The sequence below is a fragment of the Halarcobacter anaerophilus genome (assembly GCF_006459125.1).
In the GTDB taxonomy this organism is placed as follows: Bacteria; Campylobacterota; Campylobacteria; order Campylobacterales; family Arcobacteraceae; genus Halarcobacter; species Halarcobacter anaerophilus.
In genome coordinates this window covers 2,010,716-2,028,489 of sequence record NZ_CP041070.1, presented here as the reverse complement: position 1 = coordinate 2,028,489, position 17,774 = coordinate 2,010,716, and the positions used below count along the sequence as shown (strand labels likewise).

Annotated in this window: 15 protein-coding genes and 2 tRNA genes; 10 read left to right on the top strand and 7 right to left on the bottom strand. The window is 28.8% G+C overall.

Features of this window, described 5'->3' with window-relative positions:
- The first annotated feature begins 9 nt into the window (after positions 1-9).
- The 5 genes from AANAER_RS10085 (at position 10) to AANAER_RS10065 (ending at position 3,719) form a co-directional block, all read left to right on the top strand.
- Positions 10-927 carry a radical SAM protein gene (locus AANAER_RS10085; RefSeq protein ID WP_129081104.1) on the top strand — a complete coding sequence of 306 codons (918 nt, stop codon included), beginning with the start codon at positions 10-12 and terminating at the stop codon, positions 925-927.
- A 74-nt stretch (positions 928-1,001) separates the two neighbouring features.
- Positions 1,002-1,076 (top strand) — tRNA-Asn (locus AANAER_RS10080).
- Between the two features lie 37 nt (positions 1,077-1,113).
- Positions 1,114-1,188, top strand: a tRNA-Asn gene (locus tag AANAER_RS10075).
- A 119-nt stretch (positions 1,189-1,307) separates the two neighbouring features.
- Entirely contained in the window at positions 1,308-1,511 is a 204-nt protein-coding gene (locus AANAER_RS10070; protein WP_044418092.1) for a hypothetical protein, read from the top strand.
- 318 nt (positions 1,512-1,829) lie between these two features.
- Positions 1,830-3,719, top strand: a complete 1,890-nt coding sequence (locus AANAER_RS10065; protein WP_129081103.1) for an NAD(+) synthase — start codon at positions 1,830-1,832, stop codon at positions 3,717-3,719.
- A gap of 487 nt (positions 3,720-4,206) precedes the next feature.
- Here AANAER_RS10065 and AANAER_RS10060 read toward each other — a convergent pair whose 3' ends face one another.
- Complete coding sequence (locus AANAER_RS10060) at positions 4,207-6,117, bottom strand: N-6 DNA methylase (protein WP_129081102.1); 1,911 nt, start codon at positions 6,115-6,117, stop codon at positions 4,207-4,209.
- Positions 6,110-7,963, bottom strand: a complete 1,854-nt coding sequence (locus tag AANAER_RS10055) for an AAA family ATPase (RefSeq protein ID WP_129081101.1) — start codon at positions 7,961-7,963, stop codon at positions 6,110-6,112. The genes AANAER_RS10060 and AANAER_RS10055 overlap by 8 nt, the downstream gene beginning before the upstream one ends.
- Positions 7,964-8,381: 418 nt before the next feature.
- Here AANAER_RS10055 and AANAER_RS10045 point away from each other — a divergent pair, with 418 nt between their 5' ends.
- A complete protein-coding gene (locus AANAER_RS10045) occupies positions 8,382-9,425 on the top strand; it encodes a methyltransferase domain-containing protein (RefSeq protein ID WP_129081100.1) in 1,044 nt (347 codons plus the stop codon).
- Positions 9,426-9,439: 14 nt separating this feature from the next.
- Here the strand turns inward: AANAER_RS10045 and AANAER_RS10040 are convergent, their stop codons facing one another.
- Positions 9,440-11,134, bottom strand: a complete 1,695-nt coding sequence (locus tag AANAER_RS10040) for a protein adenylyltransferase SelO family protein (RefSeq protein ID WP_129081099.1) — start codon at positions 11,132-11,134, stop codon at positions 9,440-9,442.
- Positions 11,135-11,288: 154 nt separating this feature from the next.
- Between AANAER_RS10040 and AANAER_RS10035 the strand changes: the two genes are divergently transcribed.
- From AANAER_RS10035 to AANAER_RS10020, 4 genes are all read left to right on the top strand, one after another.
- Positions 11,289-11,681: a hypothetical protein gene (locus tag AANAER_RS10035; RefSeq protein ID WP_129081098.1), complete on the top strand. Its 393-nt coding sequence runs from the start codon at positions 11,289-11,291 to the stop codon at positions 11,679-11,681.
- Between the two features lie 113 nt (positions 11,682-11,794).
- Positions 11,795-12,124, top strand: coding sequence for a hypothetical protein (locus AANAER_RS10030; protein WP_129081097.1), 330 nt, complete (start codon positions 11,795-11,797; stop codon positions 12,122-12,124).
- Between the two features lie 169 nt (positions 12,125-12,293).
- On the top strand, positions 12,294-12,623 hold the full coding sequence (locus AANAER_RS10025; protein WP_044418106.1) for a hypothetical protein: 330 nt from the start codon (positions 12,294-12,296) through the stop codon (positions 12,621-12,623).
- A 258-nt stretch (positions 12,624-12,881) separates the two neighbouring features.
- Positions 12,882-13,379, top strand: a complete 498-nt coding sequence (locus AANAER_RS10020; RefSeq protein ID WP_052502706.1) for a DsrE family protein — start codon at positions 12,882-12,884, stop codon at positions 13,377-13,379.
- A 34-nt stretch (positions 13,380-13,413) separates the two neighbouring features.
- Here AANAER_RS10020 and AANAER_RS10015 read toward each other — a convergent pair whose 3' ends face one another.
- From AANAER_RS10015 to AANAER_RS10000, 4 genes are all read right to left on the bottom strand, one after another.
- Positions 13,414-13,779 (bottom strand): response regulator, encoded by a 366-nt coding sequence (locus AANAER_RS10015; protein WP_129081096.1) that lies wholly within the window; start codon positions 13,777-13,779, stop codon positions 13,414-13,416.
- Positions 13,780-14,769: a sensor histidine kinase gene (locus tag AANAER_RS10010; protein WP_129081095.1), complete on the bottom strand. Its 990-nt coding sequence runs from the start codon at positions 14,767-14,769 to the stop codon at positions 13,780-13,782.
- 38 nt (positions 14,770-14,807) lie between these two features.
- Positions 14,808-17,054, bottom strand: coding sequence for a glutamine--tRNA ligase/YqeY domain fusion protein (locus AANAER_RS10005; protein ID WP_129081094.1), 2,247 nt, complete (start codon positions 17,052-17,054; stop codon positions 14,808-14,810).
- A gap of 102 nt (positions 17,055-17,156) precedes the next feature.
- The gene (locus tag AANAER_RS10000; protein WP_129081093.1) at positions 17,157-17,774 is read right to left on the bottom strand and encodes an ABC-type transport auxiliary lipoprotein family protein; all 618 of its coding nucleotides are present in this window, start codon (positions 17,772-17,774) and stop codon (positions 17,157-17,159) included.

The window sequence follows — 17,774 nt, the reverse complement described above, 5'->3', positions numbered from 1 at the left end:
CGAAAAATCATGTCATATTCAAACTCAATTATTTTTGGTCCCGTTCCTTCAAGACGATTTGGTATCTCTTTAGGCGTAGATCTCTCTCCTAGCAGTAAGCAGTGCAATTTTGATTGTCTTTATTGCGAATTAGAAAAAGCTAAAACTGTAGATACAATGACAACTTATCCAAGCGTATTAGAAGTAGTTACGGCTATAAAAGAGGCTTTAAAAAAACATCCTAAAATAGATGTAATAACAATAACGGCAAACGGGGAACCTACTTTATATCCCAAACTGCCTGAACTAATAGATGAGATAAACAAGATAAAAGGCAAAACAAAAACAATGATACTTTCAAACGGAAGTACAATTTACGATAAAAAAATATTTGATGCCTTACTTAAACTTGATATTGTGAAACTCTCTTTGGACTGTGTAAGTCAGAAGTGTTTTAAAAAGCTTGATAGAATTCATGAAAATATTGATATTGATAAAATGATTAAAAGTATGATTGAGTTTAGAAAGCAGACAAAAAACAGATTTGTTTTGGAAATACTGTTTGTAAAAACGCTAAATGACAAAGACGAAGAAATAGAGTTACTTTATAAAACAGTAAAAAAAATAAATCCACATAGAGTTGATATCGGAACGATCGACAGACCTCCTGCATATGATGTAAAACCCGTAAGTTTTGAATTCCTTGAAAAAGTAGCAAATACTTTTGAAGGAATAAACGTAAATATAGCATATAAAAACAGACCCAAACAGACAGAAAGTTTCAATAAAGAAGAGATTAAATCTTTGTTAAAAAGAAGACCTCTGACTAAAGAAGATATTGAAAATATGTTTGATGAAAGTTCAAAAAATATATTGGAAAACTTGCTTAAAAAAGGTGAAATTTCTCTTGTTGACAGCGGGGGATTGAATTTTTATAAAATTTTATAAAAAATGCCCAAAAACTCTTGACAAAAAATTATATTTTTACTATAATTCCAACCCATTTAAAGGGAAGTACAGATTCCGGCATAGCTCAGCGGTAGAGTAGATGACTGTTAATCATTTGGTCCCTGGTTCGAACCCAGGTGCCGGAGCCACTTTGACTTCACTTTTAAATGACATTATTTCTTAATTTCCGGCATAGCTCAGCGGTAGAGTAGATGACTGTTAATCATTTGGTCCCTGGTTCGAACCCAGGTGCCGGAGCCACTTTTCAAGTTTTTATCAAAATAGAACAATCTTTTTTGAAATTATTTAATTAAACTTTTTATTTTATTTAGTCAATATAAAAAAATGATACAATATTTCAGTTAACCAAGGATTCAAATTTGGATATCAATGGATTTATAAATAAACTATCAAATATAAAACTTGAAAAAAAACATAAAATGATATTGATGCTTGTATATGCTCTTATTATGTTTGTTTCTATACAAAGTCAAATAAATTTAGTTACTTTTATACTTCTTTTTGCTGTTATTCCTATTGGAATATATTTTTATGTAAAGAAGATATTTCCTAAAAAAGATTAATCTAGGTATTAATTATTGATTAACGTATTATTGGATTTTTATTAATTTATATAGCTTATAATTCTAATATAAAAAAAGGAAACGCGAAGCCTTTTTTTTAGTTAAAGATGCGAACTTTAACATTTCTCCTCCTAAATTTTAAAGAGGTTCCTTTAGGAGCCTTTTTCTCCTTTTGAAAAGTTATAAAAAATACCAATACATACTTAAATCAGCATATTAACAGATAAAAGAACTATAAAATGATATTTTTTAAGTTAATTAAAATAACAAAGGCTATAATCATTTTAATAAAACTATAAAAGAAGGAAAATCTAAAAAATGTATGGTTTTTATAGAATTGCTACAAGTGTTCCTAAAGTACAGATTGCTAATCCAAGTAAAAACGTTGAAAATATAATTGAAATTTTGGAAGAAGAGAACAAAAATGAAAGTTCAATTGTTCTTTTTCCCGAACTTTGTATTACAGGATACACAGCAGGCGATCTTTTTTTAAATCAAAATTTATTAGATTCTCAAAATAAAGCATTAAAAAAGCTGTTGCAAAAAAGTGAGAAATACTCTTTGATAGCTATTGTCGGGATTGTAGTCTCTTTCGAGCATAGACTTTTTAACTGTGCGGCTGTTATACAAAGGGGTAAAATATTAGGAATAGTTCCAAAAAGTTATCTTCCAAATAAAAATGAATTTTATGAAAAAAGATATTTCCAATCAGGAATTAGAATAAAATCAAAAACCTTAAAACTGTTAAATCAAGAGATACCTTTCGGGGTTGATCTTCTATTTAGTGATGAAAACGATATAACTTTTGGTATAGAAATTTGTGAAGATTTATGGTCAATTCTGCCTCCAAGTAATCAAATGGCAATAAACGGTGCAAATATGATTTTTAATCTTTCCGCTAGCAATGAATTAGTCGGAAAATCATCATATAGACAAGAACTTGTGAAAACTCAAAGTGCAAGATTGGTTTGTGCATATATTTACAGTTCATGCGGTGTGGGTGAATCAAGTTCCGATACCATCTTTGGTGGAGATGCTTTAATATGCGAATATGGTTCTATTTTGGCAAAAACAGAAAGGTTTTCTTTAGACAATCAGACAATCAGAGCAGATATTGACCTTGAAAAAGTGATTTGGCTTAGAAATCATGAATCATATTTTGGAGATAGTATTCCAACTGAAGTAAGAGTTATAAAAATAGCTTCTGCAATAAAAATATCAAAGTTAAATCGATATATAAATAAACACCCTTTTGTTCCATATGATGAAAAAGTTAAAAAAGAAGTATGTGAAGAGATTACGAATATTCAGGCTCATGGATTAATCAAAAGATTAACGCATATTAACTCAAAAAAAGTAGTTATAGGAATATCTGGAGGTTTAGATTCAACTTTAGCATTACTTGCAACTTATAAAGCTTATGAGATTTTAAATTACGATTTTAAAGGTATTATAGCCATAACTATGCCAGGCTTCGGTACTACAAGCAGAACAAAATCAAATGCAATAAAACTGTGCGAGACTTTGGGCGTTACAATAAAAGAGATACCAATCAGTGATATCTCATTAAAAGAGTTTGAAGCACTAGGACATGATAAAAATATTCACGATGTAACTTATGAAAATGTTCAAGCAAGAGCAAGAACGTCAATTCTTATGAACCTGGCTAATAAAGAGGGTGCTATAGTTATAGGAACAGGAGATTTAAGTGAGATTGCACTTGGCTGGTGTACATATAACGGAGATCATATGAGTATGTACTCTTTAAATAGTGGAATTCCTAAAACTCTGATCTCATATCTTGTAGAGTATTTTACATATAAAAATGAGATTAAAGAGATCTTAATAGATATTTTAAATACTCCAATTTCACCGGAACTTCTTCCTCATGATAGCGATAAAATCTCACAAGAAACAGAGAGTATAATAGGTCCCTATGAGCTTCATGACTTCTTCTTATACCACTTTTTAAGATATGGAGCCAAACCTTCAAAAATCTTATTCTTAGCAGATGAAGCTTTTAAAGAGTATTCAAAAAATGAGATTAAAAAATGGCTTGATATTTTTATCAAAAGATTTTTTACCCAACAATTTAAAAGAAATGCAATGCCCGACGGAGTAAAAGTAGGGACGATTAGCCTAAGCCCTAGAGCTGATTGGAGAATGCCTAGTGATGCAAGTTTTGAAGAGTGGTTGGAATTACCTTGATCTAATCCTCTTCCTTAAAATTAAACTAGTTATTTCACTAAATCTTACTCTTTCTCCAAGAATTTTTTTAATGAGCTTGTTGTAAATAAGTAGGTTGTTTCTTCTCCAAGTCTAACATTCTTTATTGCTTGAATTTTTAGTAATCTATTGGCAATTTGTTATAAAGAATTATACAATTATTTGAATATTTTTGAAAAGGGTAAAATCAGTAAGAAGTGTGATTTAGAAGGCTTTGAAGAGATTTAATTAAAGTTGGAAATGCGACCAAGAGATGCTGTTAATCATTTAGTCCCTAGTTTGAACCCAGGTGCTGGAGCCACTTTTGTTTTCGGAGAAAACAAAACAAATCACTAAACATATTTTTAAAGATTTATACTTCAAATCAAAAAAATATCATAGTCATTTACAGACGTTAACTTCCATAATATTTTTCCAATTTTCATTGATTTGATTTAAATATAAATAAACTTTAGACTATAGTTTGTAATTAATTATTTCCAATAGATTTACTTATAATCATATAATTTTTTAATTCACTAAATTTATTTTTTTGTATTTTAAGTAATTCTTCTATTTCTTTTTCTTTATTTTGAATTTCATCAAACCAATTAGCTAATTCTACTTGTTGTTCATAAGATGGTAGGCTTATCTCTATATCTTTAATCTTTTCATAAGATATAGCAGGTTGTGCAGAACCTCTTGCCAATTTATTTAAATTTAGGCTTCTTAATGTATGAGTTAAATAAGGTAAATATATTTCAATTGATGAATTTATAATTATACTAAAAGCATTATTTGTAAGCCATACTGGCCCTTTAATGAAGTGCACATTACCACAATAAGCCCCAACTCTACCTATAATTATATTATCACCTTCATGCGTATATTTATCATAATACCCCATAATGCCATTCCCCCCGTATACAGGGTATTTACCTTTTGTTTTTATTTCATTTTTTATTAGCGGTTTACCTGATTTTATAGTACATAGTTCCTTTAAAAGCATTGTTTCTCTAAAGTTAGCTTTTTTATTTTCTTCAATTAAATTTGTAAACTCAAACACTAATTTTTCAAAATCCTCTTTTTTATCTTTTATATATTTTATTTCATCGGAGGTTTTGAAACTATTAAGTTTATCTTCTTTTCTTGGAAGTTCTATCGTAAGATTTAATCCTTTTTTATTTAAAATATCTTCCTTTTTTACTAAACAAGAGTTTTCACTCTCTACTCTTTGTGAGAACAACTCTATAACTTCTTTAAAATCTTGTTCTTTAATTTTATTAGATTTAGTTAAAGGCTTATCTGTTTGAACTTCATAAAACCAAATATCATTTCCTATATTGGTATTATCAAAGAATAAAATACTTACTTTAATTGCAGAATAAGGTAAAAAAATACCTGAGGGTAAACTTACTATAGAATGTAAATTATACTTTGTTAAAAGTTCATATCTAAGGTTTAAGAACTCATTATTTGAATTAAATAAAAGTCCCTCTGGTACAATTACTGCTGATTTACCACCCAGAGAAAGTTTTTTCATTATATCTTTTAAAAACATTGTTTCAAAATTTAAAAAATGTTCTTCATAATTATCTCTATATTTAGTACTATCCGGAACTTTTCCAAATGGTACATTTGATAAAATAATATCAAACTGTAAATCATTGTAGTCTACTAATGGATCACCTTCTAATATATTATTAATATCCATATTATTTAATTGTAAATTTAGCGAAGCAAGTAAAATTGCAAAAGGAGATTTATCTTGTCCATAAACTTGTATAGACTTTTGACAGTTATTATCCAATATACTTTTTTGTGCTTCAATAAGAAATCCACCACTACCTAGAGAGGGATCATAGATTAAGTCTCTATAAGATGGTTCAATTACTTTAACCATAGCATTTACAATTGCTTTTGGAGTATAGAAAGCCCCTGAAGCAATTGATTCATTTGTCATTTTTAGAAGTAATTTATCATAAACTTCAGCTAGACTTTCATCAAACTCAATATCCTCCATATATGATAATAAAATTTCTAAAATCTTAGCAGAACGTATCCTTAAAGGTATGTCATTTAAAATAGAGTTGATTTTATCCCAAGTGGCACTTTTTATATAACTATTTTTTTCATTTATAAAAAGAGTTTGTAATATATCTTTAAATTTTAAGAAATCAGTTTTATTTTTAGCATTATTAAAATAGTCCCAATTATAAAACAAATTTTTAAAAGTTTTTCTATTTTTTTCTTTGTGTGTATCTTTTAAAACAACTTCATAAAAATATTGTAAAAGTAAAATAGCAGATAATTGTTCCATTGCATCCATAATACTGTTAATACCAGTATCTTTTCGTATTGTATCGATTAATTTATTTAATTTCATTTCTATATTATTCATTTTCACCTACCAAATAATTATACATATTAACAATATCTTCACTAATTTCCTCTTTAGGTATTTTATTTATATATTTTTGTGCTTCTATAGAACAAAAACCTTTTTTATCTACATTTATATAAGGATCAATAATATTTTTTACTATATCAGATGGAATTCTTGATAATTGTTCATTATATATTTTTTTATCTTTGTCTATATAATCACATTCATCATTTTGTTTTAGATAACACATATAAGGTAATTTATCATTTATAACTTTAGCTGATGTTGATAAAGCAGTGAAAGAAAGAAGATAGTGCTTTATTTCTCTTCTTTTCCATGTTAACAATACTCTTTTAGATAAATTATTATTACTTGTAGGCTTAGCCATTTCTTTTTTTCTTCTACTCTTCTCTTTTTTAGTAAAGTTAAGACTATCAATTTCAGAAGGGTAATTATCATCTTTAATAAGATTTTTTGGAAATTCATCTCCATCACATATTAAAAAAGCATGCTTTGTCATTGTTGGGATACCTTTAACAAAAGAATCATTTAAAGCTTTTTCAAAACTTCTTACCCAACTAATTTTATTATCACCAAACTCATTTATATCCATACCTTTAGTGTGAAAGCTAGAAGAAACACTTAAACAAATAAATTCAGATAAACTATCTTCAATTTCTTTAGCAGTTTTTTTATCAGATAGTTTTCTTTGAACTAATAATTTAAATATCTCCCAATCATTAGCATTATCCATCAATACAACATTTTTATACATCGAAGCTATTTTATGCTGCATCATTGTCAAATCAGATAAACTGTCTAATCTCTGGAGTAATTTATAAGGATCAGTTGAAGGCTCAATTTTCCCTTTTTCAATCATTTTTAATCTTTCAGTTCCTGCTTTTACAATTGAATCTAATAAATGCGTAGTAGTGATAATAGAACCCTGTGCTTGAAAATATACTTGCCACAACTTTTCAATATTTTTATAGTGAAGATGTGAGTCTGCTTCGTCTAGTAAAAATAGAGTATTTTCACTATCAAATAAATCTATTAAAGAGTATAAAAAAAGTAGTTGATATTCTCCATCACTTAAATCACTTAAATGTAAAATTTTTTCATCTTTTTCAAATATAAGCTCAAAACTCTCTTTTACAATAAAATAGTTGTTATCTGCCGCTTGTGTAAAAAACATAACCTTTGGATTAAATGATGCACCTTCATCTATTTCAAATGAAACCCTAGAAAGTTTATTTTGATCTAATTGAATTTCTTCTTTTAATGACTCTTTGAATTCATAATCTTCTTTAACTAATGTAGTTATAAAATTATCTAAAGTTCTAAAGTAAGCTTTATTTGTAATAACATCTGTTTTACCTTTAGCTTCATCTTCTAGTGATTGTTGTACTATATTTGCATATGTATCATCCACTTTTACATCAAATAAAAGTTTTGTTGATTCATCCTCTTCAAAATCATTTTCATGAATATAATTCTTTTGTTTTAAAAAAGTACGTACTTCTCCATCTTGTTTACTTGTAGTAGCTAAAAAAATTAATAACATAGACCATAATTTATCATAATAAAAGCAATCTAAGTTTAATGCATTTCTTTTAGCTCTTTCGGCATTTAAGTAATCACCAAAATTTTTAGAATAACTTTCATTTTGACCAGACGAAAAGCATACAATCTTATAATCTTGATATGTAGAACCTTTTAGTTTTTCATCAAATATAGATTTTAAAATAGTAGATTTACCTGAACCATTTCCACCTATAAAAGTTGCTATCTTATCAAATTCTAAAACTTGTGATTGATTGTGTAAAACATTTTTGGGTAAGCTCAATGAAACTATTGACATTATTTTATTTCCTAAAATATTATAAAATTATTCATTATACTTAATTATTACTTTGATAAATTTTTATTGATTTATCATAGTTATATCTTATCCTAATACAACTTCCCAAACCTATCCATATAAGTAAGATAAACTCTTAAATCAAACTCATGCTGATGATAGTTTGGTTCCATAAAGCAACAAAGATTATAAAAAGCCTTATCACTTTTATATTTATGGCGAGTTATATATTTATTAAGTAGATATTTAAAAATGATTAATCATAGATGAATATATAAAAGTGTTAAAATCTATACAAGATTCTTTTTTTATCTGAAGTTTAAATGATATACTCATTTAAGAGCCTATTTTTATCTTTTTTGACTTAACCACTTAATTAATATTTTCTGCAGCTCAGTCCCAATTAGGAGCTGCATATATGAAAACACAACCTACTATTAAACAGGCTTTTGAAAAAGATTTGACGTATGACCAAAACTTGGCAATAGAGTATCATAATCTTGGATTATTATATAAAGAGAACAAAGAATATGAAAAGGCGCTTGTCTTTTTTAAAAAAGCTATTAAATTAAATAGAGAGTTTTATATATGTATTTATGATATGGCTATGACCTATGATAAGCTAAACAAATTTGAGCTTTGTTTTTTTTATTTAGAAAAAGCAATAAAAATAAATCCTGACTTTTATGAAGCACTTTATTCAATGGCACAATACTATAGAAAAATGAAAAATGAAAAAAAGATGCAGGAGTTTCTTCAAAAAACTCTACAAAAGAGATCTGACCATCCGGGAGCAAATCATCTATTATCATCATTGAATGGAGAGTCAAGCAGCTATTCTTTAGAATATGCTAGAGATCTTTTTGATAGGTATGCTGATTTTTTTGAAGATCATCTTGTAAATACTCTAAACTATAAAGTCCCATTTATTATAAAAGAGAAGTTGAAATCTTTAAATCCTCCAAAAAATTCCAGAATTTTAGATTTGGGATGTGGTACGGGACTATTAGGAAAGACTCTTATAGAGGTATTTCCCAATTTAGTCGGTGTTGATATATCTTCTAATATGATAAAAGAAACAAGAAAAAAAGATATATATACTGAACTTTATATCAATGATATAGATACTTTTCTTTTAAAAAATGAACAAGAATTTGACCTGATTATAGCTCCTGATGTTTTTATATATATTACAGATTTACAAACTATCTTTTCTTCTGTTAAGAAGTCTCTTAATCATAGTGGTTATTTTATCTTTACCATTGAACCTTTAATGGAAATTACTACGGAAAATTGCCAATTAGAAAAAAGTGGAAGGGTTTCACATACTATAAAGTATGTGAAGTCTTTATGTAAGAATAATGGGTTTGAGATTATAGAAAATGAGGAGATTACCCTAAGAGAGGAAAATAAAATCGGTCAAAAAGGGGTTGTCTTTATATTAAAAGCTTTTCCTGAGTAATCTTTTTTTATTGTCTATGAAGAACAACTAACATGAGATATCCCGGCAAGTCCAAAATAATCTGATGGTTTTTTTGCATAATATTTCACTTCTATTTCTTTACTTTGTTCATCATATGGATTTGTCATCACTTCTTGTAACTCACGTACTAATTTATAGTTTCCATTTTGTGCTTCTTGATAGGCAGGAACTAAATGCCACTCTCTTAAAGTATATTTTGGATTGACAAGTTTCATCTTTCTAGAGAGTTCTTCTTTTGACTCTTTTTCTATTTTTTCTTTCCATCTATTTAGCCAAATAGACCATCTTGATTTAAGATTTTCATTTTCAAAACTATTGCTATAAAAACTTTTTTCAAGTTCTTCTATACTGCTTGGTAGATTTGAAAGTTCTCTAAAAAATATGGTATAGTCTACTTTTGTTTCTATCATAAGATTTATTAGTTCATTAAATAGATTACTATCAAATTCATCCAATCCTAGTTTATTAGCCCACATATTTTCTATCTCTCTTTGCATTGTTTTAGGGAATTCTTTTTCTACAATTTCAAGCTCTTGTAAACTATTGGGAGTTGATTTAAGTAGCGGTTTTAAAGCACTAATAAATGATTGATAGTTTTCAAAGGCAGCTTGGGGTTGATTGAAAAATGAAAAGTGTAATCCTCCTCCCGTCCAAGGTTGATATCTAGGATCAAACATATCTATAAATCCAAAAGGTCCAAAATCCAGAGTAAAACCTCCAGCAGCACAGTTATCACTGTTAAAATTACCTTGGCAGTATCCAACGCGTATCCAGTTAGCAACTAAAGATGTAAGACGATTTTGAAACTGTTTTGCTAAGAGTATCACTTTCTCTTCTAATTTTAGATCTTGATTTATCTCTTTGCTATACTCTCTGTCAATTAGATGTAATACAATCATTTCTAACTCTTTTAAAGCTTCACTGTGCTCATTTTTCCTAGCTCGTCTTCCAAAAAGTTCAACTTGTCCGACACGGATAAAAGAGGGTGCTACTCTTGTAGTTATTGCAACATCTTCTTCTATCATAAGCTCAGGATCTTTTGAATAAGAGTTATTCCTAAACCAAGGTCTGCTTACCTGCTCTTTTTTTGAGGTAAATAGGGTTAAAGACCTTGAGGTCGGAACGTTTAGAGAGTTCATATGCTCTTGGGCTAAAAACTCCCTTACACTTGATCTTAAAACTGCACGTCCATCGGCACCTCTGCAATATGGAGTTCTTCCTGCACCTTTTAGTTGAAACTCCCATCTTTTACCGTTTAAAACCGCTTCAAGAATTGAAATTGCTCTACCGTCTCCATATCCATTTCCCGTTTGGAAAGGACATTGTGCATAATATTCAGTACCGTAAATAGATAGGGCATATCCTGTTGCCCAACCTGTATCTTTCATAGGTTGAGGTACTTTAGAAATCTCTCCTGAAAACATTTTAATGAAATCATCTGATTTTATAAGAGCTTCACTAAAACCTAACTCTTTAAAAAAGTTTTTACTATGTGAAATATATACGGGGTCTTTTATTGGTGTTGGTTTTACGCTTACATAATGCCCACTAAACACCTCTCTTGGCATTTTATTTTCTGCATTGAATTTTGCATCGGGATCACTGTTAAGTTTTTCTACAAATGAGTAATCACTTAATTTAGCCAGTTCTTTAAAATTTTCTATTATTTTTGGGGAATTTTCTTTCATTTTTTATATTTGTCCATTATTTTTATTTATATATGATTTTTAACATAACAATTTAAAAAGCATAGAAAAAATATGATTTAACAAATTTTATTAAGTCAAAAATAAATTATGTTAGAATTAGCTTTTAAATTAGATATATTTTGAGGTGTTTCTCGTGTCGATTTTTGCTTTACAATCATTAGCCGGTGGATTTCTAGATGAAGATTTAGAACATTTTAATAAAAATTTTGATGACTGGTGTATTCAGTTTGAAAGTTATGAAGATGCTATGGATATAGTGCAGACTCTTGAAGATCAAGAAAGTATAGATGTTGTTGAAATAACGCCGTTAAGTTATCCAAAATATTTTTTTAATTCTTTACAAGGCACTGTCTACGCAACACGACAGATTGAAGATAAAATTATTTGTGTTGTTGAACCGTTTATGGGTTCTAGTTTTAGAATTGCAGTGTGTGATCTTAAAACTAAAAACGTAAGACTGACAAAAACGACTTATAAAAATATTCCAAGCATTGAAACTGCTTTTGCAAATTACGGGGATAAGTAATTTTATTATTGCATCTATTTTCAAATTCAGACTTTAGATAGATAAAACCTATTTTTTCTTTTGATATAAGGTACACTTTTTGTATATAAAAAAATAAACACAAAAGGATTCATATGGTTTGTAAACTATCGGAGGTAAGTGAATTTTTCAACAAATACCCACACCTTTTAGGTGAGATTGATGAAGCTGGATTAAAAGAGCTATTTGAAACATTTCCTCATGCGTGTAAATTTGTCAAAAGTCTTGATGAGGATAATGTTGATTGCAATAATTTAGAAAAAGTATCTCAAAAGACTTTAGCGTTACTAAACCAAGCCTATGAACACGAATATACAATAGATGATATTTTAAACTTTGCAGGTGCCATATGTAAAGTATTTGATATAGTAGGTGCACCTAAATATCATGTTCCATTTATTTTAGTTATGTTGTCAAAACTTTAATTACTGCTTCGCCAAAGTTTTAGTTTTAAGTTAAAATTTGAGCTATATCCCATATCAACAACTTTAGAAGAATCTTCTTAAAAATTAAACATTACAATATGTAATATATTAACATTATGTAATATTGTGTTATAATACTTTAGTTAGAAATAATTGAAAAGGAAAATAGATGGATGGAAAAATAATGGTTAAATATAAAGTATTATGCAAAAATGATTTCAATTTAGAATTAGACTTAGAAAAACTTCTTTCAAATGAAAAAGTGGCAAGAGTGATAAAAAACGAGTTTGCAAAAGGGATTAGAAACATAGATATATTTTCAAAAAATAGCAGTTCTAAAATTAATATAGAGACTAAAAAAGAGATTTATGAGTTTGAAGTAAACAAAGATGATTTTGCCGATCTTATTACATTGGCAGAAGAAGATGCAAATTTAAGAAAACTTATGAAAAAAGATTGTTCTCATATAGAGTTAGTCGATATTAAAACAGTTGAATAGAATAGTTTAAAGGAAAAAGATGTTGGAGATTGTTTTATATTCGATATTATCTCTTTTTTTAGTTTTTACATATATTTATTTTAAAGAGAAATATAGACACAAAGATAAGATACCTTTTCATAAAGATAGATTGAAATAGTTATATATGTTTCATAAATAAACTTTTTTAGATTTTCATATTAAATAATAGTCTAAAATCAGGCTTCCCTTTATCAAAAAATATTATAGTTTATAATCTATCTAATATAAGGAAAACTAATGAAAAGTTTATTTTTCAAATTTATGTTATCATTTCTGGCATTTGGACTGTTTGCAAATTTACAGGCAAAAGAGATTAATGACAGTGCTGCTTTAAAGGGTGTAAAAGAGACAAAAAGCGTATTTTTAATTGATTTTACAAATGTTCAAAAAACAGCATTTTATTTGAATATAATAGAAGGAACACATAAAGGCTTAATCTCTCAAGGAGTAAAACCAAATATGGTTTTGGTTTTTATAGGAGAGACGGTTAAGTTTTTAAGTACAAAACAAGATGAGGCTTTTGAAATGGAAAATGAAGAGTCTTTGGAATCGATTCAAAATTCAATAAAAAGATTGGCTGCTTTAGGCGTAAGAATGGAAGTCTGTGCAGTAGCGACAAAAGTTTTTCATGTTGATAACAGTACAATTCCAAAAGAGATGAATCTTGTAGGCGATGGTTTTATCTCTTTAATCGGCTGGCAAACTCAAGGGCATAAGTTAGTTCCGATATTTTAGATGAAGAGATGATAAAGAGTATTAAAACGACTATTTAAGCGGTTAGTTTGTTTATATACTCAACCAACTCTTCTTCTTCAAAGGGTTTTTCCAAACTTGCATTTGCCCCGATTAACTCGGCACTTATTAAATATGAAGTATCTAAGCGTCTACTTCCTCCTGAAATAGCGATAATAGGTATATTTGCATCAATACTTCTTATTGTTGTTATAAGTTCTATTCCTTCGATATCAGGCATTATTATATCGCTTACAATAATATCGGGTTTAAAACTTTCGTATTTTTTAACTGCTTTTTGTCCTGAGGATAGTGTTTCAACTTCAAAACCTTTTCTCTCAAGATATTTTTTCAGTGCATACAATACCAATTCATCATCATCTATTAATAAAACTTTTTTCATCTAATACTCTCTTATTGTTGGGATTTCAAGTGTGAATTCAGTAAATTCATTCTCTTTTGAATCTACTTTGATAGTTCCTTTTGCACTTTTTATTATGCCGAAAGTTTCCGAAAGACCTAGCCCTGTTCCTTTTCCTTGCTCTTTGGTGGTAAAAAAAGGATCAAAAATCAGGTCACTTTTTTCTTTACTTATGCCGCAGCCGTTGTCTCTTACTTTTATAACAATTTTACTTTTGTCTTCCAATACTTTTAAAGTGGTTTTTATAAAGCCTGCTTTTTTATTCTCTAAAGCGTGTATTGCATTGGTAATAAGATTGAATATAATAATTTCAATATTTATTCTTGAAATGGGGATAATCAAGCCGCTTTTTTCAATTTCACTTTCAAACTTTATTGAACTTGGAACTGTAGTTTTTGCAAGGTTTAGTGCATTTTCCAGGGTTTCGTCAATCTGACAGCTATTTGTCAGGTTAGAGTTATCTGCTCTTGTGAAGTTTAATACCTGTTTTAAAATATCTCTTAATCCATAGCTGGCTTCCAATACTTTTGAGATATCATCATGGCTGGGATTGTTTTTTGGAATATCATCTTTAAGTATTTTACTTAGAGTAATTATAGGCACAAGATGATTATTAAGAGAGTGTGCAAGTCCTCCTAACATACTACCCATAGATTGAAGTTTTTGACTTGCCTGTACTCTTTTTTGCTGTTCAATCTCATTTTTTGTAAATTCAACAACTTTTTTTCCAAAAGTATAACTTAGATAAAAAAGTGAAAAAGACAGAGAGATAAAAAAGGCAAATATTCCAAGTATCAGCTCATCTAACTCCCAATCTTCATGTTCTCTTGTATATTCATAAAATTTGTCAAAAGTATCAAAATGAATAAAAACATAAGTTGAGACTAGAAATATTGCCGTAAAGATTATTAAGGCAATTATAATATTTTTTTTGGAGAACGAATTTTTTAGTAAACGGGAAGTTTCATTCATAAGTTCTCCTTTGGTTTAAATAATCTGTTTTTCTCTTCTTATTTTAACTTTTGTGCAACAAGCTCGTTTACAACTTTTGGATTTGCCTTTCCGCCTGTAGTTTTAAGTACTTGTCCTACAAAAAATCCTAAAAGTTTTTCATTACCTGCTTGATATTTGGCTTTCATTTCAGGATTTTTTGCAATTATTTCCTCAATTATAGGTAAAATTACTGCGGGGTTGCTTATTTGAACAAGTCCTTTTGCTTCAACTATTTGTGTCGGATTCTCTCCTGTTTTAGACATTTGCTCAAATACTTGTTTTGCAATTTTGTTTGAAATAGTCTCTTCCTCAACCATTTTAATAAGTTGGGCAATTTGCTTTGCATTGAATTTCAGCTTATTTATTTCTTTCTCTTTTAGCTCTTTGGCTACTTCATTTGCTACTATATTTGCAAGATGTACGGGACTGTTGAATACGTTTAAAGCTTCTTCGTAAAATTTTGATAAACTCTCATCTCTTGCTAAAATATTTGCTACCTCATTATTTAGTTTAAGCTCATCTACATATTTATCAAAAAGTGCTTTTTGAGTTTCATTCATAGGTGCTTCTTCACCGTGTATTTGTACTTTCTTAACTTCTTGTTTAGGTTTATTTTCGGTTTTTGATTTTTTAGTCCAAGAGTCTTTTAATCCTACAATTTTATTAAATACGGGGTTTTCTTCTGTGTAGTCAACAGGATCCGCATAAAAATATCCTTGTCTTTCAAACTGAAATCTTTCATCGGGTTTCTCTGTTATAACAGCAGGTTCCACAAGTGCATTTTTGATGATTTTCAAAGAATCGGGATTTAAATCTTCTAATCCTTCCGGTGCTTCGTTTTTATATAATCTGTCATAAAGTCTTACTTCAATAGTTTTTGCTTTTTTTGCATCAACCCATTGAATAGCACTTTTAACTTTTATACCGCTGGTATCACTACCGCTTTTAGAGTCGGGGTGGTATTGGGCTTTTATCTCTATGATATTGCCTTTGGCATCTTTAATTAGCTCTTTGCAAGTAATAATATAAGCATGTCTTAGACGTACAGGTTGTTCAAGTGTAAGACGGTTGTATCCTTTTACGGGATTTTCCATAAAATCGTCACGTTCAATATAAAGTTCATTAGAAAAAGGAACTTTTCTTGAACCCTCTTTTGGTACGTCATGAGGGTAGTATGAAGCGTCAATTTCTTCACTGCCTTCATAATTTATAATTGTCACTTTTAAAGGTTCAAGTACACACATAACACGAGGTGCTTTTTTATTTAAATCATCTCTAATACAAAATTCAAGTTGTGAAACATCAACCATAGAGTTTGCTTTTGCAATACCTATTTGATCGCAGAAGTTTAAAATAGATTCAGGAGTATATCCTCTTCTTTTATATCCTGCAATTGTAGGCATTCTAGGATCATCCCAACCGCTAACGTATTTACCTTCGACAAGTTCCAAAAGTTTTCTTTTACTCATAACCGTGTAGTTGATTCCAAGTCTTGCAAATTCATGTTGGTAGGGTCTTGGAGGCTCAAGTTCAAGGGTATCTAATACCCAATCGTAAATATCACGGTTATTTTCAAATTCTAAGGTACAAATAGAGTGGGTAACTCCTTCTATATAATCAGATAAACAATGTGCAAAATCATACATCGGATAAATAAACCATTCATCTCCTGCTCTGAAATGGTGAACATGTCTAATACGATACAAAAGCGGGTCTCTCATTTTCATATTTGCGGCACTCATATCTATTTTTGCTCTAAGTACATGTTCTCCGTCTTTAAATTCACCTTTTTTCATTCTTTCAAAAAGGTCTAGATTCTCTTCAATAGAACGGTCTGCATATTTACTTCTTAACCCAGGTTGCGTTACCGTTCCTCTATACTCTTTTATCTCTTCTTCATTTAGACTGTCAACATATGCTTTCCCCATTTTAATAAGCTGAACTGCATAATTGTATAGTTTAGGAAAATAATCGGAAGTAAAATATACATTCTCTCCCCAGTTAAATCCAAGCCATTTTACGGCATCTTTTAGAGCTTCAACATATTTTGTATCTTCTTTTGTAGGGTCGGTATCATCCATTCTAAGATTACAGTGACCATGATAATCACGTGCAATACCGAAATTTATATAAATAGATTTGGCATGTCCAATATGTGGGAATCCATTAGGCTCGGGAGGAAATCTTGTGACAACCTCTTTATATTTGCCCTCTTTTAAGTCCTCTTCAACTATTGTACGTAAAAAATCTTTGTGTTCACTCATTATTATTAAACCTTTTGATTATGAAAGTTATTATAAGGTGCATATTTTATCCAATTAGAGCTTATAATAGAGGCGTTTATCATAGTTGAAAATCTTTTGTACTTAATTCTTTAGTTTTTTATTATTACAAATATCTTTAAGCCAAAAAGAGGTGTCTTTTAGTATATCAAACAAGGCTTTATTTAAAGATTTTACTCCTCCATATGAATCTAAAGTTTCACTTTCTATTTTAGATGAAAAGGTCTTAGAATCTATAATATTATTAGTTTGATTATCTATTAAAGATATATGGATAACTGCTTTTACATAAGATGAATTTAAATCTTCACTGAAATATTGTTTAAAATCTATAATATCACTTTGTAAAATATAATCATCTTTTGCTACTGATTTATAGCTTTGCACACTTTTAAAAATATCTAATTGATTTATCATATTATTTAAATGAAAAGTAACCATTTGATTAACGGGTATACTCCATCTGGCTTTTGAAAAAGAGTATTGTTTATGTTTTCCAACAATATAATTCATTTTTGTACTCATAAGAGTATTGTCGCTAAAAGCTTGATTTATTTTTAAAGTTTTTTCTTTGCATATTTGAGAACTTTGAATTTTTTGAAATTTTTTTATTTCCATATTATATTCTGTAATATAAGGTTGTTTTATACTGCATCCTGTCAATAATACCATTAAGAAAAGCAGATTTATATTTTTTATCAT

What these genes read in the sequence shown, in the direction of transcription:
- AANAER_RS10030 (WP_129081097.1), top strand. Translation starts at nt 11,795, where the DNA reads ATGGTTTGTAAACTATCGGAGGTAAGTGAATTTTTCAACAAATACCCA.
- AANAER_RS10020 (WP_052502706.1), top strand. Translation starts at nt 12,882, where the DNA reads ATGAAAAGTTTATTTTTCAAATTTATGTTATCATTTCTGGCATTTGGA.
- AANAER_RS10085 (WP_129081104.1), top strand. Translation starts at nt 10, where the DNA reads ATGTCATATTCAAACTCAATTATTTTTGGTCCCGTTCCTTCAAGACGA.
- AANAER_RS10015 (WP_129081096.1), bottom strand. Translation starts at nt 13,779, where the DNA reads ATGAAAAAAGTTTTATTAATAGATGATGATGAATTGGTATTGTATGCA.
- AANAER_RS10025 (WP_044418106.1), top strand. Translation starts at nt 12,294, where the DNA reads ATGGATGGAAAAATAATGGTTAAATATAAAGTATTATGCAAAAATGAT.
- AANAER_RS10055 (WP_129081101.1), bottom strand. Translation starts at nt 7,963, where the DNA reads ATGTCAATAGTTTCATTGAGCTTACCCAAAAATGTTTTACACAATCAA.
- AANAER_RS10060 (WP_129081102.1), bottom strand. Translation starts at nt 6,117, where the DNA reads ATGAATAATATAGAAATGAAATTAAATAAATTAATCGATACAATACGA.
- AANAER_RS10045 (WP_129081100.1), top strand. Translation starts at nt 8,382, where the DNA reads ATGAAAACACAACCTACTATTAAACAGGCTTTTGAAAAAGATTTGACG.
- AANAER_RS10040 (WP_129081099.1), bottom strand. Translation starts at nt 11,134, where the DNA reads ATGAAAGAAAATTCCCCAAAAATAATAGAAAATTTTAAAGAACTGGCT.
- AANAER_RS10010 (WP_129081095.1), bottom strand. Translation starts at nt 14,769, where the DNA reads ATGAATGAAACTTCCCGTTTACTAAAAAATTCGTTCTCCAAAAAAAAT.
- AANAER_RS10065 (WP_129081103.1), top strand. Translation starts at nt 1,830, where the DNA reads ATGTATGGTTTTTATAGAATTGCTACAAGTGTTCCTAAAGTACAGATT.
- AANAER_RS10005 (WP_129081094.1), bottom strand. Translation starts at nt 17,054, where the DNA reads ATGAGTGAACACAAAGATTTTTTACGTACAATAGTTGAAGAGGACTTA.
- AANAER_RS10000 (WP_129081093.1), bottom strand. Translation starts at nt 17,774, where the DNA reads ATGATAAAAAATATAAATCTGCTTTTCTTAATGGTATTATTGACAGGA.